Source organism: Serratia sp. YC16, assembly GCF_009707615.1.
GTDB lineage: Bacteria > Pseudomonadota > Gammaproteobacteria > Enterobacterales > Enterobacteriaceae > Serratia > Serratia surfactantfaciens.
This window is the reverse complement of the sequence record NZ_WLYN01000003.1, coordinates 69,820-91,064: the sequence shown is the minus strand read 5'-3', so window position 1 is coordinate 91,064 and position 21,245 is coordinate 69,820. Positions and strand designations below refer to the sequence as shown.

Annotated in this window: 15 protein-coding genes; 12 read left to right on the top strand and 3 right to left on the bottom strand. The window is 56.7% G+C overall.

Going from position 1 to position 21,245, the window contains the following annotated elements:
• Positions 1 to 44 precede the first annotated feature (44 nt).
• Positions 45 to 746, bottom strand: a complete 702-nt coding sequence (gene mtnN, locus GKN89_RS12310) for a 5'-methylthioadenosine/S-adenosylhomocysteine nucleosidase (protein WP_019455094.1) — start codon at positions 744 to 746, stop codon at positions 45 to 47.
• A gap of 128 nt (positions 747 to 874) precedes the next feature.
• Between mtnN and dgt the strand changes: the two genes are divergently transcribed.
• Together dgt and degP are read left to right on the top strand one after the other, a co-directional pair.
• Entirely contained in the window at positions 875 to 2,392 is a 1,518-nt protein-coding gene (gene dgt / locus GKN89_RS12305; protein ID WP_154747099.1) for a dGTPase, read from the top strand.
• Between the two features lie 181 nt (positions 2,393 to 2,573).
• The gene (degP, locus tag GKN89_RS12300) at positions 2,574 to 4,013 is read left to right on the top strand and encodes a serine endoprotease DegP (protein ID WP_154747098.1); all 1,440 of its coding nucleotides are present in this window, start codon (positions 2,574 to 2,576) and stop codon (positions 4,011 to 4,013) included.
• Positions 4,014 to 4,079: 66 nt separating this feature from the next.
• Here the strand turns inward: degP and barA are convergent, their stop codons facing one another.
• Positions 4,080 to 6,806 (bottom strand): two-component sensor histidine kinase BarA, encoded by a 2,727-nt coding sequence (barA, locus tag GKN89_RS12295; RefSeq protein ID WP_019455097.1) that lies wholly within the window; start codon positions 6,804 to 6,806, stop codon positions 4,080 to 4,082.
• Positions 6,807 to 6,872: 66 nt separating this feature from the next.
• Between barA and rlmD the strand changes: the two genes are divergently transcribed.
• The 3 genes from rlmD to mazG all read left to right on the top strand — a co-directional run bounded on the left by rlmD (position 6,873) and on the right by mazG (position 11,358).
• Positions 6,873 to 8,222 (top strand): 23S rRNA (uracil(1939)-C(5))-methyltransferase RlmD, encoded by a 1,350-nt coding sequence (gene rlmD / locus GKN89_RS12290; RefSeq protein WP_154747097.1) that lies wholly within the window; start codon positions 6,873 to 6,875, stop codon positions 8,220 to 8,222.
• A gap of 9 nt (positions 8,223 to 8,231) precedes the next feature.
• A complete protein-coding gene (gene relA, locus GKN89_RS12285; RefSeq protein ID WP_025159647.1) occupies positions 8,232 to 10,463 on the top strand; it encodes a GTP diphosphokinase in 2,232 nt (743 codons plus the stop codon).
• 100 nt (positions 10,464 to 10,563) lie between these two features.
• Positions 10,564 to 11,358 carry a nucleoside triphosphate pyrophosphohydrolase gene (mazG, locus tag GKN89_RS12280; RefSeq protein WP_063918170.1) on the top strand — a complete coding sequence of 265 codons (795 nt, stop codon included), beginning with the start codon at positions 10,564 to 10,566 and terminating at the stop codon, positions 11,356 to 11,358.
• A 97-nt stretch (positions 11,359 to 11,455) separates the two neighbouring features.
• Here mazG and GKN89_RS12275 read toward each other — a convergent pair whose 3' ends face one another.
• The gene (locus tag GKN89_RS12275; protein WP_154747096.1) at positions 11,456 to 12,016 is read right to left on the bottom strand and encodes a recombinase family protein; all 561 of its coding nucleotides are present in this window, start codon (positions 12,014 to 12,016) and stop codon (positions 11,456 to 11,458) included.
• Between the two features lie 279 nt (positions 12,017 to 12,295).
• Between GKN89_RS12275 and xyeA the strand changes: the two genes are divergently transcribed.
• From xyeA to eno, 7 genes are all read left to right on the top strand, one after another.
• A complete protein-coding gene (gene xyeA / locus GKN89_RS12270; protein ID WP_071891933.1) occupies positions 12,296 to 12,451 on the top strand; it encodes a XyeA family cyclophane-containing RiPP triceptide in 156 nt (51 codons plus the stop codon).
• 65 nt (positions 12,452 to 12,516) lie between these two features.
• A complete protein-coding gene (xyeB, locus tag GKN89_RS12265) occupies positions 12,517 to 13,695 on the top strand; it encodes a cyclophane-forming radical SAM/SPASM peptide maturase XyeB (RefSeq protein WP_063918172.1) in 1,179 nt (392 codons plus the stop codon).
• Positions 13,692 to 14,555 carry a hypothetical protein gene (locus GKN89_RS12260; protein ID WP_063918173.1) on the top strand — a complete coding sequence of 288 codons (864 nt, stop codon included), beginning with the start codon at positions 13,692 to 13,694 and terminating at the stop codon, positions 14,553 to 14,555. Before xyeB ends, GKN89_RS12260 begins: the two co-directional genes overlap by 4 nt.
• A gap of 4 nt (positions 14,556 to 14,559) precedes the next feature.
• Complete coding sequence (locus GKN89_RS12255; protein WP_063918174.1) at positions 14,560 to 15,777, top strand: HlyD family secretion protein; 1,218 nt, start codon at positions 14,560 to 14,562, stop codon at positions 15,775 to 15,777.
• A 3-nt stretch (positions 15,778 to 15,780) separates the two neighbouring features.
• On the top strand, positions 15,781 to 17,904 hold the full coding sequence (locus tag GKN89_RS12250; RefSeq protein WP_063918175.1) for a peptidase domain-containing ABC transporter: 2,124 nt from the start codon (positions 15,781 to 15,783) through the stop codon (positions 17,902 to 17,904).
• Between the two features lie 303 nt (positions 17,905 to 18,207).
• On the top strand, positions 18,208 to 19,845 hold the full coding sequence (pyrG, locus tag GKN89_RS12245; RefSeq protein ID WP_004932674.1) for a glutamine hydrolyzing CTP synthase: 1,638 nt from the start codon (positions 18,208 to 18,210) through the stop codon (positions 19,843 to 19,845).
• A gap of 81 nt (positions 19,846 to 19,926) precedes the next feature.
• Entirely contained in the window at positions 19,927 to 21,222 is a 1,296-nt protein-coding gene (gene eno / locus GKN89_RS12240; RefSeq protein ID WP_004932670.1) for a phosphopyruvate hydratase, read from the top strand.
• The last annotated feature ends 23 nt before the right edge of the window (positions 21,223 to 21,245 follow it).

Below are 21,245 nucleotides of genomic sequence, written 5' to 3'. Positions count from 1 at the left end.
AGAGCGCCAGCAGCCAGAACGCCGAGGTGAAGCGCAGCCTCACATCAACCGCGCTTGGCCAGGGTTTGCAGCATGGCGTTGACCATCAGCGTAGACTGTTTGGCCGCCACCACCAGGAACTCGTCAAAGCTCATGTGCGACTCGCTGTCGGCGACGTCGGAAATGGCACGCACCACCACGAACGGCGTGCCGAACAGATGGCAGACGTGGGCGATCGCTGCGGCTTCCATTTCTACCGCGGCGACGCGCGGGAAGGTAGCGCGAATGCGCGCCAGCGGCTCGGCGCCGTTGATGAAGGCGTCACCGCTGCAAATCAGGCCGCGCACCGCGTGCAGATCCAGCTGTTTGATGCAGCTTTCCGCCAGCGCGATCAGCGCGTCGTCGGCGACGAACGCCGCCGGGCAGCCGGCCATCTGGCCCGGCTCGTAACCGAAAGCGGTAACGTCGGCGTCGTGGTAGCGCACTTCTTCCGATACCACGATATCCCCCACGCGCAGCGTGCTGGCCAGGCCGCCGGCGGAGCCGGTGTTGATCACCACGTCCGGGCTGCAGTGTTCCAGCAGCAGGGTGGTGCCCATGGCGGCAGAGACTTTGCCGATGCCGGATTTCAGCAGGGCCACTTCAACGCCGCCGATCTGGCCGGTGTAGATTTCGCAGCCCGCACGTTGGATGGTTTGACGGTTTTCGATTTGATCGCGCAGCAGGGTGACTTCCTGCTCCATTGCGCCGATGATGCCTACTTTCATAAATAACACTCGCTGATTGGCCGTGAGAATTGCGGCATAGTCTATCATGGCTGTGTGTGAGAGATAATGCGTTGCATCCGCCGCCGGGAATTGTTATCACGGGGCAGGGCGTAACGGCGGAGGAACAGATGTCCGGGATCGACTTCAAGCAAAAAATCAGTTTCCAACGGCCTTTCAGCAAACCGATCGAGGCTGAGGAAGAGTACGACATCGTGCGGCAGTTCGAGAGCGATCGCGGTCGCATCGTCAACTCGGCCGCCATTCGCCGTCTGCAGCAAAAAACCCAGGTGTTTCCGCTCGAGCGCAACGCGGCGGTGCGCAGCCGCCTGACGCACTCGATGGAGGTGCAGCAGGTCGGGCGCCACATCGCCAAAGAGATCCTCAACCGCTTCAAACAGGCAGGGAAGATCGATGAACTCGGCCTGGCTCGGCTGCTCGATCCGTTTGAAAGCATCGTGGAAATGGCCTGTCTGATGCACGATATCGGCAACCCGCCGTTCGGTCACTTCGGCGAGTCGGCGATCAACGACTGGTTTGCCCAGCGCCTCGATCCCGCCAGCTGCGGCAGCGAACCTGGCAGCCACGATCGCTGCCAGGTGGCGGCGCTGCGCCTGCATGAAGGGGAGAGCGATCTGAACCGGCTGCGCAGCCGGATCCGTCAGGATCTCAGCCACTTCGAGGGTAACGCCCAGGCGATTCGCATGGTGTACAGCCTGTTGAAGCTCAACCTGACCTACGCTCAGGTCGGCTGCATTTTGAAATACACCCGCCCGGCTTATTGGGCGGGCGATATTCCCGCCAGCCACAGCTATCTGATGAAAAAGCCCGGTTACTATCTGGCGGAAGAGGCCTTTGTCGATCGGCTGCGGCGAGAGCTGCACATGGGCGAGTTCGATCGTTTCCCGCTGACCTATATTATGGAGGCCGCCGATGATATCTCTTACTGCGTGGCCGATCTGGAAGACGCGGTGGAGAAGAGCATTTTCACCGTCGAGCAGCTGTATCAGCACCTGATTCAGGAGTGGGGCGAGGTGGTGCCGGGCGATCTGTTCGACAAGACCGTCGCCAGCGCGTTTCGCAAGATCGATCGCGGCGGCGCGCGGCGCAGCGCAGAAGATCAGTTCTTCATGTATCTGCGGGTGTTTACCGTGGCGCGGCTGGTGCCGCACGCGGCGCAGCGCTTTATCGACAATCTGGACGCGGTTTATCAGGGCAGTTTCAATCAGGCGCTGCTGGAGGATTCCAGCCCGGCCTATCGGCTGCTGAAAATATTTAAAAATGTGGCGTTCAAGCATGTGTTCAACCACCCCGAGGTCGAGCAGCTCGAGCTGCAAGGCTACCGGGTGATCAGCGGCCTGCTGGACATTTACAGCCCGCTGTTGGCGATGTCGCTGGCGGACTTCAGCCAGCTGGTGCGCGAGGACAGTCATCGCGCTTACCCGATCGAAACGCGCCTGTTCCACAAGCTGTCCACCAAGCATCGGCTGGCGTATGTGGAGGCGGTAGAAGGGCTGCAGCATTTATCGCCGGAGCAGCAAACCATTCGGGAATATTATTTCCGCGCGCGTTTACTGCAGGACTATATCAGCGGAATGACCGACCTGTATGCCTATGATGAATATCGTCGATTGATGGCGGCGGAATAATTAAGCTGAGGAATAATTGTCAGCAATTCCAACCGGTTGGCTGTCTCGAGTTTTGTAAAGACGGACAATATTTGTTTACTATTGCCAATCATCTGTGCCGGAACTTCAGGCTATTAATTAACTCTGAATAAGCACGCAAGACGGCCATTCTTTTTTGAACGACTTTATAAGAGACACACAGATGAAAAAAACCGCATTAGTTCTGAGCGCACTGGCATTCAGCATCGGTATGGCGATCGGCCCGGTCACGGCCAACGCCGCTGAAACCGCCTCTTCCAGCACCCAGCAGTTGCCGAGCCTGGCGCCGATGCTGGAAAAGGTAATGCCTTCCGTCGTGAGCATTAACGTTGAGGGCAGCACCACGGTCAATACGCCGCGCATGCCGCAGCAGTTCCAACAGTTCTTCGGCGAAGATTCGCCGTTCTGCCAGGACGGTTCGCCGTTCCAGGGTTCGCCGATGTGCCAGGGCGGCGAACAGCCCGGGCCGGATGGCCAGCCGCAGGGTACGCAGCAGAAATTCCAGGCGCTGGGCGCCGGGGTGGTCATCGATGCCGCCAAGGGCTATGTGGTGACCAATAACCATGTGGTGGACAACGCCAACAAGATCCAGGTGCAGCTGAGCGACGGCCGCCGTTTCGACGCCAAGGTGATCGGCAAGGATCCGCGTTCCGATATCGCGCTGATCCAACTGAAAGATTTCAAGAATCTGACGGCGATCAAGATGGCCGACTCCGATCAGCTGCGCGTCGGCGATTACACCGTGGCGATTGGCAACCCGTACGGGCTGGGTGAGACCGCCACCTCGGGCATCGTTTCCGCCCTGGGGCGCAGCGGCCTGAACATCGAAAACTACGAGAACTTCATCCAGACCGATGCGGCGATCAACCGCGGCAACTCCGGCGGCGCGCTGGTTAACCTGAACGGCGAACTGATCGGCATCAACACCGCGATCCTGGCGCCGGACGGCGGCAACATCGGCATCGGCTTCGCTATTCCGAGCAACATGGTGAAAAACCTGACGGCGCAAATGGTTGAGTATGGCCAGGTGAAACGCGGCGAGCTGGGCATCATGGGCACCGAGCTGAACTCCGAGCTGGCCAAGGCGATGAAGGTCGACGCGCAGCGCGGGGCCTTCGTCAGCCAGGTGATGCCGAAGTCCTCCGCCGCGAAGGCGGGCATCAAAGCCGGCGACGTGATCGTCACCATGAACGGCAAGGCCATCTCCAGCTTCGCCTCGTTCAGGGCGGAGATCGGCACGCTGCCGGTCGGCAGCAAAATGTCGCTGGGCATTATCCGCGACGGCAAGCCGGTAACGATTGACGTTACGCTGGAACAAAGCGCGCAGACCCAGGTGGCCTCGGGCAATATTTACACCGGCATCGAGGGTGCCGAGCTGAGCAACACCCAGGTCGGCAACCAGAAAGGCGTCAAGGTCGACAGCGTGAAAGCCGGCAGCGCCGCGGCGCGCATCGGCTTGAAAAAAGGCGATGTGATCCTGGGAGTGAACCAACAGCCGATCCAGAACCTGGGCGAGCTGCGTAAGATTCTCGACAGCAAGCCGTCGGTGTTGGCGTTGAATATTCAGCGCGGCGAGAGCCAATTGTACCTGCTGGCGCAGTGATAAGCGTCCGGCTTTAAAAAATAAAGGCACGCTGCGGCGTGCCTTTTTGCGTTATGGCCTGCGGATTCAAGCGGGCTGCGTCAGATGCGCGCGCGCCGCGTGGATCACCAGTTCAATCTCATCCAACAGCTCCAGCCACTCCGGCTCCAGCTCGTCGTTGGTGACGCCCTGGCGCAGCTGCCGCTCGAGGTAGAAACACAGCTGTTTGAGACGCGGCACGCCGCTGTAGCTGCAGCTGCCGTGCAGCTTATGCACCAGATCGAGGATCTCGTCGTCATGCTGTCCGTCGAGCAGCGTCTGCACCCGTTCGCGCACCTGCGGCAGGAAATCGAGCAGCATTTGCAGCAGATCGCGCGCCAGATCCGGTTTGTTGGCCGCCTGGCGCAGCGCCAGCGGCCAGTCGAGCGACAGCGGCGCATCGTCGGCGACGGCGCTTTCCGCGTCGCCGCTGTGGTAGCGCGACAGCACGCGGGTCAGCATTTTCTCGTCGATCGGTTTGGCCAGGTAGTCGTCCATGCCAGCCTGCAGCAGGTGCTCGCGCTCGCCGCTGGCGGCATGGGCGGTGACGGCGACGATCGGCGTGGAGTTGTGATGCGGCAGTTGGCGAATCAGCTCGCTGGCGTGAATGCCATCCATCTTCGGCATCTGAATGTCCATCAGGATCAGATCCAACACGTTGTCGCGCGCCAGCTCCAGCGCTTCCTCGCCGCTCTCGCAGAGCAGGGTTTTCTCCACCTGTTCACCCAGCAGCGTGCCGATCAGCTTCAGGTTGGCCGGATTGTCGTCAACCGCCATCACCGTCAGCGGCAGGCGTTTACGCTCCGGCTGCGCGGTGAGGCGCGCCGGCGCCTCCATCCTCAATAGCGGGAACAGCCGGGTGCTGGTGATCGGTTTGATCAGACAGCCGAGCGCGCCTTGCTGCTTAAGCAGCTCGGCGTCGATCTGCGCCTGGCACGGCAGCGCCAGAATCACCCTATCGGCCAGCTTCAGCGAGGCCAGCAATTTGTCCTCGTGCTGCGCCATGTTGTCGCGGAACGGGATCGGTACGCCGGCCAGCAGGAAGTCATAGTGGCCTTGCGGCAGCTGGCCCAGCGTCGGCGAGTGGGTGATCACCAACTGCGTGACGCTGAGCATGTTGAGCGTCGCCTGCGCCGCCGTCGGGTTGGACTCGATATAGGCCAGCGTTTTGCCGTTCAGATCCGGCAGGCTCGGTGCCAGCGACAGCATGCCCTCGTTCAGATCCAGCGTGATGTGGAACCAGAAGGTCGAGCCGCGATTCAGCTGGCTGTGGAAGCAGATGTCGCCTCCCATCTCCTTCACCAGTTTTTGTGTGATCACCAGCCCCAGCCCGGTGCCGCCGTGGCGGCGGGAGATGCTGGCGTCCGCCTGGCGGAATGCCTGGAACAGCTGCGACTGCTGGCGTTCGGAAATGCCGATGCCGGTGTCGTGGATCTGCACTTCCACTTCTACCCGGCGCTCCAGCTGTTTGCGTAGCTCGACGCGAATGTCGATATTGCCGGTTTCGGTGAATTTGATGGCGTTGCCCAGCAGGTTGGTGATGATCTGCTGCAGGCGCAGCGAGTCGCCGATCACCTGCTCCGGCACGTCGTTGTGCACATCCAGCGTCAGCTCAAGACCCTTGTCGTGGGCGCTCGGCGCCAGCAGCACCACCACTTCGTCCAGCGTTTCACGCAGGGCGAACGGAATGTGTTCCAGCACCAGCTTGCCGGCCTCCAGCTTGGAGAAATCCAGCACGTCGTTGATGATGGTCAGCAGGTTGTTGGCCGAGCGTTCGATGGTCTGCAAATAATCGGTCTGGGTCGCGCTCAGATCGGTTTTCAGCATCTGGCGGGTGAAGCCGATCACGCCGTTGAGCGGGGTGCGCAGCTCGTGCGACATGTTGGCCAGGAATTCGGACTTGATGCGCGCCGCCTCCTGCGCGCGTTTTTTCGCCAGATCCAGCTCGACGTTTTGGATCTCCATCTGCTCCAGCGTTTCGCGCAGATCGGACGTGGCCTGATCGATATTCTGCTGCATCTCTTCGTGGTAGGCGGTGAGCGACATCGCCATCGAGTTGATGCCGTTCTTCAGCATGTGCAGCTCGCCGAGCATGTAGCCCTCCACGCGGCTGTCGAGCTGGCCGCGGCGGATGCGGTCGACGGTGTTCACCATGTTGCGGATCGGGCCGGTCACGTCGCGCATCAGCCGGTAGGCGAACAGGATGGCGATGCACATGCACAGCAACAACAGCAGGGTAGAGACAAAGACCTCTTTATATTGCTGCAGCCGCACCGACTGCAGATCCAGCTCGATCGCCACATAGCCCAGGTTGTTGTCGGGATGGCTGCCGCCGTCGGCGTTTTCATCCGGATATTGGTTTTCCGACAGGATCGGCGTGCGCAGGATCAGCGAATCGCCGCGCCGGGTGAGCATCAGGTCGGTGGGCAACGGTACGCCTTTCGGCAGCTGCAGCTGGGCGAAGTTGTGATGATAATTGGAGGTGACGAACAGGTTGTTCTGCGCATCGAACACGGTGATCGAACGCACGATGTCCGAATGGCGGCGATGCAACAGACTGACCAACTGCCTGACCGACTCGCGGCTGCGGAACGTCATGCCGTACTCGCTGGCCACCGCCAGCGGCTCGATGATGCTGGCGCCGGCGTCGACCAATTGCTCCTGCAGCTCGTTGTAGCGATGCACCACGAAGAAGGTGCTGAGCAGCAAACCAATCAGCAAGGTCGGGGCCAGAATCAGGATCATCATGCGCGCACGCAGGCTGTATTTGGTCATGGGATTCCAATGTGGGAGAATTGACAGCTGACACTAGCTTAATGAACCAGCACACAATCGACAAATATGGCGCAATTCTACTCTCCCAAACGCCGCGTGACGACCCGGCAGAGCTCACAAATCTTCACCGTGACGGTGAGCGATCTCGATCCTTTCGGCCAGGGCGTGGCGCGCCACGACGGCAAAGCGGTGTTCGTGCCGGGCGTACTGCCGGGCGAGCAGGCAGAAATTCAGCTGACCGAAGACAAGCGCCAGTTCGCCAAAGGCAAGCTCAAGCGCCTGCTGAGCCGCAGCCCGCAGCGGGTGGAACCGCGCTGCCCGCATTTTGGCGTATGCGGTGGCTGCCAGCAGCAGCACGCGGATGAGGCGCTGCAACAGCAGAGCAAGGCGGCGGCGCTGGTGCGCATGATCGCCCGCGAAACCGGGGTAACTCCCCAGCAGGAACCGGTGATCGCCGGCCCGGAATACGGCTATCGCCGCCGCGCCCGCCTGAGCCTGGCGTGGCAGCCGAAGCAGCAGCGCCTGATGATGGGTTTTCGCCAGGCGGCCTCCAGCGAGCTGGTGGCGGTGGCGCACTGCCCGGTGTTGCGGCCGGAGCTGGAACAGCTGCTGGCGCCGGTGCGCACCTGCCTAAGCGGGCTGCAGGCGGTGCGGCGGCTGGGGCATGTGGAGCTGGTGCTGGCGGATAACGGTCCGCTGCTGGTGCTGCGCCATCTCGATGCGCTGAAGGACGCGGATCGGCAGGCGCTGTTGGCGTTTGGCGAGCGGGAAAACGTCGCCGTTTACCTGGCGCCGGACAGCGAGCGGTTGGAAAAACTGTGCGGTGACGCGCCGTATTATCAGGTTGACGGGCTACGCTTAGACTTCAGCCCGCGCGACTTTATTCAGGTCAATGACGCCGTAAACCAACAAATGGTGGCGCAGGCCCTTGAATGGCTCGACATTCAACCCAATGATCGGGTGCTGGACCTGTTCTGCGGCATGGGCAACTTCACTCTGCCGCTGGCGCGCCGCGCCGCTGCGGTGGTGGGCATCGAAGGTGTTGCCACGCTGGTAGCGAATGGGCAATATAATGCACATAAGAATAAGCTGAATAATGCGTCGTTTTTCCATGAGAATCTGGAGGACGACGTTGAGCGGCAACCTTGGGCAGCACAAGGGTTTGATAAGGTGATGCTGGATCCCGCCCGCGCCGGTGCGGCCGGGGTGATGTCACATATTGTAAAACTGGCGCCGGCGCGGGTGGTTTATGTTTCCTGTAACCCCACCACGCTGGCTCGCGACAGCAAAGTGCTGTTGAGCGCCGGTTATCGTCTTGCGCGCGTGCGGATGTTGGATATGTTTCCGCACACGGGGCATCTTGAATCAATGGCGCTGTTTATCAACGAGCGCGCGCCAGAGGTCGCTGCAAAGTAGGGAGAGGTTATGGTTGCGGTAAGAAGTGCACATCTGAATACGGCGGGTGAGTTCGCTCTCGATGAGTGGATCGCCAGCTTGGGGCTACCTAACCCGCAGTCATGTGAGCGATTGGCCGCAACCTGGCGTTATTGTGAGCAGCAGACCCAAAACCATCCCGACGCCTCGCTGCTGCTGTGGCGCGGCCTGGAGATGGTGGAAATCCTCTCGACGCTGAGCATGGACAACGACAGCATGCGCGCCGCGCTGCTGTTCCCGCTGGTGGACGCCGGCATCGTGCAGGAAGAGATCCTGACCGAAGCGTTCGGCAAGGGCATCGTCGCGCTGGTGCACGGCGTGCGCGACATGGACGCCATTCGCCAACTGAAAGCCACCCAAAACGACTCGATGGCTTCCGAACAGGTCGACAACGTGCGCCGCATGCTGTTGGCGATGGTAGAGGATTTCCGCTGCGTGGTCATCAAGCTGGCGGAGCGCATCGCCCATCTGCGCGAGGTGAAAGACGCGCCGGAAGACGAGCGCGTGCTGGCGGCGAAAGAGTGTTCCAATATCTACGCCCCGCTGGCTAACCGGCTCGGTATCGGTCAGCTGAAATGGGAGCTGGAAGATTTTTGCTTCCGCTACCTGCACCCGGAAGAATACAAGCGCATCGCCAAGCTGTTGCACGAGCGCCGCATCGATCGCGAACAGTTCATCGACGATTTCGTCGCCGGGTTGCGCGCCGAGATGGCCAGCGAAGGCATTCGGGTGGAGATCTACGGCCGGCCGAAACACATCTACAGCATCTGGCGCAAGATGCAGAAAAAGCACCTGGCATTCGACGAACTGTTCGACGTGCGCGCGGTGCGCATCGTGGCGGAGCGTCTGCAGGATTGTTATGCGGCGTTGGGCATCGTGCATACCCACTTCCGCCATCTGCCGGACGAGTTCGACGACTACGTCGCCAACCCGAAACCCAACGGCTACCAGTCGATCCATACCGTGGTGCTGGGGCCGCGCGGCAAAACCGTCGAGATTCAGATCCGCACTCGGCAAATGCACGAAGACGCCGAGCTGGGCGTGGCCGCGCACTGGAAGTACAAAGAGGGTGCGGGGGTTACCGTGCGCTCCGGCTACGAAGAGCGCATCGCCTGGCTGCGTAAGCTGATCGCCTGGCAGGAAGAGATGGCGGACTCCGGCGAGATGCTCGATGAAGTGCGCAGCCAGGTGTTCGACGATCGGGTCTATGTGTTTACCCCGAAAGGCGACGTGGTGGATCTGCCGGCCGGCTCCACGCCGCTCGACTTCGCCTACCATATTCACAGCGACGTCGGTCACCGCTGCATCGGTGCCAAGATCGGCGGCCGCATCGTGCCGTTCACCTATCAGCTGAAGATGGGCGATCAGATTGAGATCATCACCCAGAAGCAGCCGAACCCGAGCCGCGACTGGCTGAACCCGAACCTGGGCTACGTCACCACCAGCCGCGGGCGCTCGAAGATCCACAACTGGTTCCGCAAGCAGGATCGCGACAAGAACATTCTTGCCGGCCGCCAGATGCTGGACAACGAACTGGAACACCTCGGCATCAGCCTGAAAGAGGCCGAAAAGCTGCTGATCCCGCGTTACAACATGAACTCGCTGGACGAGGTGTTGGCGGCGATCGGCGGCGGGGACATTCGCCTGAACCAGATGGTGAATTACCTGCAGGGCAAGTTCAACAAACCGAGCGCCGAAGAGCAGGATCGCGAGGCGCTGCGCCAGCTGGTGCAGCAAAAAGCGCCGCCGCCGACCCGCAACAAGGACAACGGCCGAGTGGTGGTGGAGGGGGTGGGCAATCTGATGCACCACATCGCCCGCTGCTGCCAGCCGATCCCGGGCGACGACATTGTCGGCTTTATCACCCAGGGGCGCGGCATCTCGATCCACCGTGCGGATTGCGATCAGCTGGTCGATTTGCAATCGCACGCGCCGGAACGCATTGTCGACGCGGTATGGGGCGAAAGCTACTCCAGCGGTTATTCGCTGGTGGTGCGTGTGATGGCCAATGACCGCAGCGGCTTGCTGCGCGATATCACCACTATTCTGGCCAACGAAAAGGTCAACGTGCTGGGCGTCGCCAGCCGCAGCGACACCAAGAAACAGCTGGCCACCATCGACATGGATATCGAAATCTACAACCAGCAGGTGCTGGGGCGGGTGTTGGCGAAGCTGAACCAGCTGCCGGACGTGATAGACGCCAAGCGTCTGCACGGCAACTAAGCCCACGGCACTTTTCGGGCCGCATCCGATGTCGATGCGGCCCGAACTCCATCAGTTCCGGCGGGCATACCAGCACGCCCTTTTTTCTCAGAGATTTTTTATGACCCAATCCACTCCGCTGCAGCGTCTGTTGAACATCATGAAAACGCTGCGCGACCCACAGGTCGGTTGCTCGTGGGACCGCAAGCAAACCTTCGCTACCATTGCGCCCTACACGCTGGAGGAAACTTACGAGGTGCTGGACGCCATTGAGCGGCAAGATTACGCCGATCTGCGCGACGAGTTGGGCGATTTGCTGTTCCAGGTGGTGTTCTACGCCCAGATGGGGCAGGAACAGGGGCTGTTCGATTTCGATGAGGTGTGCACCGCCATCAGCGATAAGCTGGAGCGTCGTCATCCGCATATCTTCGGCGACGCCGAGGGCGGAGACAGCGAAACCGTCGCGGCGCGTTGGGAGCAGCTGAAGGCGGGCGAGCGCGCCGAAAAAGCGCTGCACTCGGTGCTGGACGATATTCCGCAGGCGCTGCCGGCATTGATGAAAGCGCACAAGATCCAAAAACGCTGCGCCTCGGTCGGCTTCGACTGGAACACTCTGGGCCCGGTGCTGGACAAAGTGTACGAAGAGATCGATGAAGTGATGCACGAAGCCCGCCAGGCGGTGGTCGACGAGAGCAAGCTGGAAGAGGAGATCGGCGATCTGCTGTTCGCCACGGTGAACCTGTCGCGTCATCTGGGGCACAAGGCGGAGAACGCGCTGCAGGCGGCGAACCGCAAGTTCGAACGCCGCTTCCGCCAGGTGGAAGAGATCGTTCAGCAACGCGGGCTGCGGTTGGAAGACGCCACGCTGGAGCAGATGGAAGAGGCCTGGCAGCAGGTGAAAAAATCTGAAATCTGAATGGATGGAGGCACACGGCGAGTGAGTTTCTTGACCCGCCGGTTCAACATCAGTCGATATCGCTCTTCTGCGTAGGGGACCTGTCGCAGAAGAGCCATTAACCGCATCTTTTCAGGTATTGGTAAAGCGTCTCTCTGCTGATGCCAAATTCGCGAGCAAGCTGCGTTTTCCTCTCACCGTTTGTTGCGCGTAACCGCAATTCAGCCTGTTGCTCGGAGGACAGCAATTTTTTTCTACCCCGGTAAGCGCCGCGCACTCTGGCCAGCGCGATGCCTTCGCGCTGGCGTTCACGAATTAAAGCTCGTTCGAATTCGGCAAATGCGCCCATGACAGACAGCATTAGCTTATCCGCTGATGAATCTTTACCGGTAAACGTCAAACTCTCTTTCACAAACTCAACGGTGACGCCTTTATCGGCCAGTCTGTGGACCTGACGTTGCAGATCATTCAGGTTGCGTGCCAATCTATCCATGCTCTGAACCACCACGGTATCGCCGTTGCGCACTGCCGAGAACAGGGCATCCAGCTCTGGGCGTTGTAGATCCTTGACTGACGCGTTATCAATGAAAGATTTATCTACCAGAGTTCTTTCCAGTTGCTGTTCGGGACTCAGTTCACAGTGACTAATCCGAATGTAGCCAATACGTTGACCGTTCATACGCCTCCGATGCTGAATATGTCATGAATAATCTATGACTTTAATTTCCTGTGTCAGTAAATAATATTTAAACCTTATTCTGACACTTTTAGTTTTTGGCTTTATATTGCGTTAGAGGTATAGCTCAACTTTTTGAAATAGTCTTTAAATTATCAATCCAGTAACAAAAAACTTATCCTGTGTAACATTTTTGGTTTTTTCTTCTTTATCTTTAACAATGTTTAAGTAAAGGTAATTGCGCACATCAATTCCGGTGTGCAATACAAAAAGGATTATGTGATGTCTAAATTAGCCAAAGAAATTAGCATGAATAAAGCAGCCGTCACCGTTGCAGCTGATAAAAAAGACGCACGAAAAGCACTGGCTCAATCTATGCTGGATAGCGTTTCTGGCGGTTGGGTCAACGCCTTTGCGCGTTGGTCTAAGAGTTTCTAATTAGTCTTGGTGCAGGGTGGGAAACCACCCTGCATTTCCTCCTTTGTTGAACCGTGGTGCAGGCAATGACGAATAAGAAAAAAATAAAGCATCTTGAAATAATTCTAAAGGTTAGTGAACGATGCAACATTAACTGCACGTATTGCTATGTATTCAACCTGGGCAATGATTTGGCAATAAATTCAAAACCAATTATTTCTCATAACATCATTAAAGACCTGAGGGGGTTCTTCGAGCGGGCCTGTCAGGAGTATGAAATAGAAACGGTACAGGTTGATTTTCATGGTGGCGAACCATTAATGATGGGGAAAGAGCGTTTCGATAACGCCTGCAAAGAGCTTATTTCAGGTGATTACCAAGGCGCCAGGCTCAACCTGGCCTGCCAAACAAACGCTATCCTTATTGATAATGAGTGGATTGATATTTTCTCGAAATATAATATCAGCGTGGGTATTTCTATTGATGGTCCTAAGCACATTAACGACAGGCACCGTCTGGATAGAAAGGGCCGCAGCACCTACGAAGGTACGGTAAAAGGGCTGGAGATGCTACAGGCAGCCTGGAAGGCGGGTCGGCTTATCGATGAACCCGGTATCCTGTGCGTCGCCAATCCCTCGGTAAAAGGTGCTGAGATTTATCGCCATTTTGTTGATGTGCTGAAATGCAAAAAATTTGACTTCCTCATTCCTGATGAAAGCCATGATACGTGTACCGATCCTGACGGACTGTCAGATTTTTATTGCTCAGCGTTGGATGAGTTCTTTTTGGATGCGGATAAAGAGGTGTATGTACGCTACTTCCATACGCACATTCAATCCATGTTGAGTTCAGAATTCAGTCCAGTAATGGGGGTGAGTAAAGCCGGAAGCGACACTCTCGCTTTCACGGTGAGCTCCGATGGCGATCTGTATGTGGATGATACGCTCAGAACGACTAATGACGCTATATTTACGCCTATTGGCAATGTTCAGGATTTAATGCTGTCAGGCACGTTGGCTTCATGGCAGATGAAAAAATATATGGCGGTGAATAATCAGCTTCCTACCGTTTGCGCTGATTGCGTATGGCAAAAAGTTTGCGGCGGTGGCCGCCATATTCAACGCTATTCCTCAGGCGATGATTTCAACCGTGAAACCGTGTTCTGTCCGTCGATAAGAAAGATTATGAGCCGCGCGGCTTCGCATTTGATTGAATCGGGTGTGAGTGAAGATATAATCATGAAAAACCTAGAGGTTAACTCATGATCAAACGGCTATCCTTGTTGGCATTCTTTTTTTCCGGCATTAGCATGGCGGATCCACCCGCTGATTTTGGGCGTTTGCGGTATGATGAGCGTGGGTTGCCGCTAATTGATGTGCGGATCGATAACCGCCTTCATACCTTAATGCTGGATACCGGCAGCGGGGAGGGGATGCATCTTTATAAACACGATCTTGACAACTTGGTGGCTAATCCGAGTCTGGAAGTGTCGAAACAAGCGCCTCGTCGGTTGATGGATGTTTCCGGTGGAGAAAATAATGTCTCCGCCTGGAAAATTAGCCGGTTATTTATTTCAAACATTCCTTTCGATAATGTTGAAACGGTCAGTTTCAAACCATGGGGATTAAGCATTGGCGGTGATGTCCCCGTGAATGAAGTTATGGGATTGGGGCTTTTTCGAGAGCGCCGGGTGCTGATGGATTTTAAAAACGATCGGTTGCAACTGTTGGCCGATTTGCCTTCTGACATAAAGAAATGGTCATCTTACCCTATTGAACCCACCGCCTCTGGGCTACGCGTTATCGCCTCTGCAGGCGATACGTCTTTGCATCTGATTGTCGATACGGCGGCCAGCCATTCTCTGTTGTTTTCCGACCGTTTGCCGCCAGGCCTCCTGTTTTCTGGCTGTCGCGATATTGAACCTGAAGCATCAAACCTGGATTGCAGGGTGACAAAAATCGCTTTTACGGATCGTGAAGGGACGACTCGTGATGATCTGGCCGTTGTCACCCTTGGCGCAACGCCTCAGGAACTGGATTTCGACGGCTTGTTGGGAATGAAGTTCATGCGGGGACATCAGGTGATCATCGATATGCCTGAGCGCCTGCTCTATATCAGCCGTTAGCGCGATGGACAAAGAAAACTCTCTTTTCCGCCCGGAGGCGTTGCAGCATAAAAAAAATGCCTGGCTGGGCGATTTTACCGTGTCGGCACCATCAGTGTTGCCAATTGCCTTATGGAGCGCCGCTGCTGTTTTGCTGGTGGCTATTCTCCTGTTATTTACCACCTATGCCAAAAGGGTCCCTGTCACCGGGCGAGTGATCTATACCCCCTCCGCAGCGGAGGCGGTATTCAATCATGAAGGCATCATCGGCCGCATCGAAGTCCGCCAGGGAGAAAGGGTGAAAAAAGGCGATGTTATCGCAACGTTTTCACGCGACGTCGCCTATGCGGGGGGAGGAATGAATCAGGCGTTGCAAGATGCGGCTCAGCGTCAACTTACTGAATTGCAAAAGCGTGCGGAAGAACGGCGTAAAGAGGGGGAAGAAGAACGCCTGCGTTTGCGTGAGAAAGTCGGCGCCAAAGAACGGGAAATGGTGGCGATTCAAGCCGCGGCGGCGGCAGAGTCGGAGCGTGTCGCCGGTTTGAAGAAGCGCATGGAGCTTTATCAACAGCTGTTACAGAAAGGTATTACGACCGTACAAGAGAAAATTGAGCGGGAGAACGAATACCATGATTCCATCGCGCAGTTGAACACGCATCGAATCAATATCGCGCGGGTGAAAGGCGAGCTGCTGCAATTCCTGGATGAGCTGGCTCGCTCTGAATCGCAGGAAAAACAGTCTATTACTGACATTCAACAGCAGAAGGTTACGCTGCAACAACAGGTGATTAATGCTTCTGCGGTCGTGGAGTCGCGGGTAGTGGCTCCACTTGATGGCGTCGTCGCTTCAATGAGCATTTTGGAAGGGCAGAGAGTGGCTGCGGGTGCCGTTGCTGCGGTCGTGGTGCCGGAAAACGCGCGCCCATTCGTGGAAATGTGGATCCCGCCTTCCGCGTTGCAGGAAGTGAAAGCGGGTCAGCATGTTTTCATGCGTGTCGCATCATTGCCTTGGGAGTGGTTTGGGAAAGTGTCCGGTACGGTTGCTGCCATCAGCGCAAGTCCTGAGGCCCTAACGGGAAACAACCGGCGCTTTCGCGTGTTGATAACGCCCGATGTGGGCACGCGTGCGCTCCCGGTGGGCGTGGACGTCGAGGCCGATATCTTGACGACGCATCGGCGCATCTGGGAATGGCTGTTTTTACCATTAAAACAAAGTATTAACCGTATGACGGCTGAGAGTTGACACATGGTTTTTTCCTGGCAAAAAACGCCGCTTATCCTGCAGTCGGAAATGAATGAGTGCGGGCTGGCCTGTTTGGCCATGATGGCCGGCTATTTCGGCAAACGCATCGATCTCGCCTCGGCGCGCACCCTCCACGGCGCAAGCAGCCATGGGATGACGCTGCGGGATCTCATTACGGCGTTTGAACGGGTGGGGATGACGGCTCGCGCTTCGCGCGTGGAGCTCGATGAACTGCGTTCGCTGACCCGCCCCGCAATTCTTCATTGGTCATTCAATCATTTTGTGGTGCTGGTGAAAGTCACGCGTCGAGGCGCCGTGATCCTCGATCCCGCCATTGGTCGGCGCAGTATCTCCCTGCGCGAACTTTCCGATAAGTTCACCGGCATTCTGATGGAGGCCTGGCCGGCGGAGACCTTCGATAAAAAACCGCTGGAAATGAATGTTACCGTATCCGATCTTTTTCGTGGCGTACGGGGCTTAAGACGCATTTTTACCGGCGTTCTGATGCTTTCGGTTTTGGTGGAACTGCTCTCAATTGCCGTGCCGGCCGCTTCGCAATTTACTATCGATACATTAGTGCGTTCATCGGATCGTGAAGGGATATTTTTTGTCGGTATCGTGGTCATTGCAGCATTGCTGATTAAGTCCGCCTTTTCCGTGGTACGTGCCTGGATTTTGATGAACCTTCGCTATACGCTGGGCGTCAAATGGGCCGAAATGTTCTTTAACCGGCTTATCAGGCTCACGCTGTCATTTTTTGAAAAGCGCCATACCGGCGATATCGCGTCGCGTTTCCAATCGTTGACCGCCATTCAGGAAGCGTTCACGGCCGATATGGTTGCCTCGCTCCTTGATGCGATTGTGATTGTCATTTCGATGGCGATTATTTTTACCTATTCGCCTGTGCTCGCTATCGGTCCCCTGATCGCCGCCTGTGCATATGCCGCCTTAAAAGCGGGCCTGTTCTCGACATACCGCAATCGTAAAATCGAACATATCGCTTTTGAAGCGGTGCAATCCTCCCACTTCCTTGAGACGGTTAGAGCGATAAGCGCGATCAAAATGTTGAATTTGACGCCGGTTCGCCGCCGCGAATGGGTCAACCATGTGGTCAACAGCACACATGCAGGGAACCAACTGTTTAAACTTGATTTGCTGACCAATACGGCGGCTGTATTGCTTGTGGGTTTTTCCGGGATTTACGTACTTAGCGTCGGCGCCATCGGGTTCGATAAAGGCATTACGACTGGCGCCTTGTTGGCTGTGATGCTTTATGCCGATATGGTGATTACCCGCACGGTGAAGTTAGTCAATGCGGTTTCCGACTTCTGTCTGGTATCCATGCATAGCCAGCGTCTGACAGACGTGGCGGTTTCACCTGTGGAACGGGATGAAGGGGAGCATGTATCGCCACAGCTGAATGGGCATATCGTGATCCGCAACTTAGCGTTCCGCCATTCCCAGGCCGAGCGCAACATCTTCGAGGGGATCAATCTTGAGGTCATGCCAGGGGAAAACGTGGCGATTGTCGGGCCGTCCGGGTGTGGCAAGTCAACATTCCTCCATGTGTTGGCGGGGTTGTACGAATCTACCGAAGGGGATGTTTTCATCAATAATGTGGGGATGTCCGGCATGGGCAAACGAGACATTCGTGAACATGTCGCTTTTGTCATGCAAGACGACAAACTCCTGGCCGGAACCATACAGCAGAATATTACCGGTTTTACCGCATCACCCGATATGGAACGCATGGCTGAGTGTGCCAACCATGCGTCCATTGACGAGGAGATCAGCGCATTTCCGCAGGGATACGATTCGATGATTGGTGATATTGGCAGCACGCTTTCTGGCGGGCAACGCCAGCGTATTTCTATCGCCAGAGCGCTGTACCGGCAACCTCATGTGCTGTTGCTTGATGAGGCAACCAGCGATCTTGATATTGATAACGAAAAAAGGATCACTCGCGCTATCGGGCAATTGCCAATAACCCGCATTTTTGTTGCCCATCGCCCGGAAATGATCAAGTCAGCGGATAGGGTCTTTAATCTTCATTTGAACGCTTGGGTAAAGCAGGAAAGCCGGGGGACCGCTACAATGTTGATCGCCGACAAGGTTCACTCAAGCTGAAACGGTTAAGCTCGTGGTCAGGTCAGAGGCGCATGGCTGCCGTCGGCAGCAAAAGGCCAACAAACTGAAATCTAAGGCGTTTTATCGCTCCTGAGGGGCGGTAAAAAGAAATATTCTCCGCTAACTCTTTGTATTTCCTGGAGGGTTTGCGGGGCGCCGGCGGAGTAAACCCTGATGAACACGGGAGGGCGGCCGAGATGATGGACAGCAAAACGATCGTTTGTAGGTCAGGAGAGGTTCGGGTATACTACTTTCCCGTCCTGGTTCTTCCATCGTCTTTAAACCTAAACTCTCAGGTTCAGCATGACAACTAATTATATTTTTGTGACCGGCGGGGTCGTATCCTCTCTGGGTAAAGGCATTGCCGCAGCCTCTCTGGCGGCTATTCTTGAAGCCCGTGGCCTCAACGTTACCATCATGAAACTGGACCCGTACATCAACGTGGATCCGGGCACCATGAGCCCGATTCAGCATGGGGAAGTTTTCGTCACCGAAGACGGCGCAGAAACCGATCTGGATTTGGGTCACTACGAGCGCTTCATCCGCACCAAGATGTCGCGTCGCAACAACTTCACCACCGGCCGCATCTACTCCGACGTGCTGCGTAAAGAACGCCGCGGCGACTATCTGGGCGCGACCGTGCAGGTCATTCCGCACATCACCAACGCGATCAAAGAACGCATCATCGAAGGCGGCGAAGGCCACGATGTGGTGCTGGTGGAGATCGGCGGCACCGTCGGCGATATCGAATCGCTGCCGTTCCTCGAAGCCATCCGTCAGATGGCAGTGGAAGTGGGCCGCGAGCATACCCTGTACATGCACCTGACGCTGGTGCCTTACATGGCGGCGGCCGGCGAAGTGAAAACCAAGCCGACCCAGCATTCCGTAAAAGAGCTGCTTTCCATCGGTATCCAGCCTGATGTGCTGATTTGCCGTTCCGATCGCGCGGTTCCTGCTAACGAACGCGCTAAAATCGCACTTTTCTGCAACGTGCCGGAAAAAGCGGTTATCTCTCTGAAAGACGTTGATTCTATTTATAAAATCCCAGGCCTATTGAAATCTCAGGGGCTGGACGATTATATTTGTAAACGATTCAGCCTGAACGCGCCGGAAGCCAACCTGGCCGAATGGGAACAGGTGATCTACGAAGAAGCCAATCCGGGCGGCGAAGTGACCATCGGTATGGTCGGCAAATACGTTGAGCTGCCGGACGCTTACAAGTCGGTGATCGAAGCGCTGAAGCACGGCGGGCTGAAAAACCGTCTGACCGTGAACATCAAGCTGATCGACTCGCAGGACGTGGAAACCCGCGGCGTGGAAGTGCTGAAAGGGTTGGATGCGATCTTGATCCCGGGCGGCTTCGGTTACCGCGGTGTGGAAGGCAAAGTGATGACCGCACGCTATGCGCGCGAGAACAACATTCCTTACCTGGGCATTTGCCTGGGCATGCAGGTGGCGTTGATGGAGTTCGCTCGCAACGTGGCCGGCATGGAAAACGCTAACTCCACCGAGTTTATGCCAGACTGTAAGTACCCGGTGGTGGCGTTGATCACCGAATGGCGCGACGAAGACGGCAACGTCGAAGTGCGCAGCGAAGAAAGCGATTTGGGCGGCACGATGCGCGTAGGTGGCCAACAGTGCAACCTGAGCGACAACAGCCTGGTGCGTCAGCTGTACGGCGAACCGACCATTGTCGAGCGTCACCGTCACCGTTACGAAGTTAACAACATGCTGTTGAAGCAGATCGAAGCCGCAGGGCTGCGTGTCGCCGGCCGTTCCGCCGACAACAAGCTGGTTGAGATCATTGAACTGCCGAATCACCCGTGGTTTGTAGCCTGTCAGTTCCACCCGGAATTTACATCTACTCCGCGCGATGGGCATCCGCTGTTCGCCGGCTTCGTGAAAGCCGCTGGCGAGCATCAGAAGCGCCAGGTGAAATAAAATATTTGGTAGGCGGCGCGCGGTGAGAACCGCGCGCTGTTTGTCTGGAGTTTTAGTTTAACTTGTACTGAGGAAAACCTAATGTCCAAAATCGTTAAAGTCATCGGTCGTGAAATCATCGACTCCCGCGGTAACCCGACTGTAGAAGCCGAAGTTCATCTGGAAGGCGGTTTCGTCGGCTTGGCTGCTGCGCCGTCAGGTGCTTCTACCGGTTCCCGCGAAGCGCTGGAACTGCGTGACGGTGACAAGTCTCGTTTCCTGGGTAAAGGCGTACTGAAAGCCGTTGCTGCAGTAAACGGTCCGATTGCTCAGGCAGTACTGGGTAAAGATGCCAAAGACCAGGCGAACATCGACAAGATCATGATCGAGCTGGACGGCACCGAAAACAAATCCAACTTCGGCGCCAACGCCATTCTGGCGGTTTCTCTGGCAGCAGCGAAAGCAGCCGCAGCCTCTAAAGGCATGCCGCTGTACGAGCACATCGCTGAACTGAACGGCACCCCAGGCAAATTCTCCATGCCACTGCCGATGATGAACATCATCAACGGCGGCGAGCACGCTGACAACAACGTCGACATTCAGGAATTCATGATTCAGCCGGTTGGCGCGAAAACCCTGAAAGAAGCGGTGCGCATCGGTTCTGAAGTGTTCCACCACCTGGCGAAAGTTCTGAAAGCCAAAGGCATGAACACCGCTGTGGGCGACGAAGGCGGCTACGCGCCAAACCTGGGTTCCAACGCCGAAGCACTGGCGGTTATCGCTGAAGCGGTAAAAGCGGCGGGCTACGAGCTGGGCAAAGACGTTACTCTGGCGATGGACTGCGCGGCTTCCGAATTCTACAAAGACGGTAAATACGTGCTGGCCGGCGAAGGCAACAAAGCCTTCACTTCCGAAGAGTTCACTCACTTCCTGGAAGAGCTGACCAAACAGTACCCAATCGTGTCTATCGAAGACGGCCTGGATGAATCCGACTGGGCGGGCTTCGCTTACCAGACCAAAGTACTGGGCGACAAAATCCAGCTGGTTGGCGACGATCTGTTCGTGACCAACACCAAGATCCTGAAAGAAGGCATCGAGAAAGGCATCGCTAACTCCATCCTGATCAAGTTCAACCAGATCGGTTCTCTGACCGAAACCCTGGCGGCTATCAAGATGGCGAAAGACGCCGGTTACACTGCAGTGATCTCTCACCGTTCCGGTGAAACCGAAGACGCGACCATCGCCGACCTGGCGGTAGGTACTGCGGCTGGCCAGATCAAAACCGGTTCCATGAGCCGTTCTGACCGCGTTGCCAAGTACAACCAACTGATCCGTATCGAAGAAGCGCTGGGTGACCGTGCGCCATTCAACGGCCTGAAAGAAGTTAAAGGCCAGTAAGTTCGACCGATTCGGTTGCTGAA

Excerpts from the sequence above, each read along its gene's own strand:
- degP (WP_154747098.1), top strand. The coding sequence starts at position 2,574 with ATGAAAAAAACCGCATTAGTTCTGAGCGCACTGGCATTCAGCATCGGT.
- GKN89_RS12250 (WP_063918175.1), top strand. The coding sequence starts at position 15,781 with ATGGTTTTTTCCTGGCAAAAAACGCCGCTTATCCTGCAGTCGGAAATG.
- barA (WP_019455097.1), bottom strand. The coding sequence starts at position 6,806 with ATGACCAAATACAGCCTGCGTGCGCGCATGATGATCCTGATTCTGGCC.
- eno (WP_004932670.1), top strand. The coding sequence starts at position 19,927 with ATGTCCAAAATCGTTAAAGTCATCGGTCGTGAAATCATCGACTCCCGC.
- xyeA (WP_071891933.1), top strand. The coding sequence starts at position 12,296 with ATGTCTAAATTAGCCAAAGAAATTAGCATGAATAAAGCAGCCGTCACC.
- GKN89_RS12255 (WP_063918174.1), top strand. The coding sequence starts at position 14,560 with ATGGACAAAGAAAACTCTCTTTTCCGCCCGGAGGCGTTGCAGCATAAA.
- rlmD (WP_154747097.1), top strand. The coding sequence starts at position 6,873 with ATGGCGCAATTCTACTCTCCCAAACGCCGCGTGACGACCCGGCAGAGC.
- mazG (WP_063918170.1), top strand. The coding sequence starts at position 10,564 with ATGACCCAATCCACTCCGCTGCAGCGTCTGTTGAACATCATGAAAACG.
- xyeB (WP_063918172.1), top strand. The coding sequence starts at position 12,517 with ATGACGAATAAGAAAAAAATAAAGCATCTTGAAATAATTCTAAAGGTT.
- relA (WP_025159647.1), top strand. The coding sequence starts at position 8,232 with ATGGTTGCGGTAAGAAGTGCACATCTGAATACGGCGGGTGAGTTCGCT.
- GKN89_RS12275 (WP_154747096.1), bottom strand. The coding sequence starts at position 12,016 with ATGAACGGTCAACGTATTGGCTACATTCGGATTAGTCACTGTGAACTG.
- dgt (WP_154747099.1), top strand. The coding sequence starts at position 875 with ATGTCCGGGATCGACTTCAAGCAAAAAATCAGTTTCCAACGGCCTTTC.
- mtnN (WP_019455094.1), bottom strand. The coding sequence starts at position 746 with ATGAAAGTAGGCATCATCGGCGCAATGGAGCAGGAAGTCACCCTGCTG.
- GKN89_RS12260 (WP_063918173.1), top strand. The coding sequence starts at position 13,692 with ATGATCAAACGGCTATCCTTGTTGGCATTCTTTTTTTCCGGCATTAGC.
- pyrG (WP_004932674.1), top strand. The coding sequence starts at position 18,208 with ATGACAACTAATTATATTTTTGTGACCGGCGGGGTCGTATCCTCTCTG.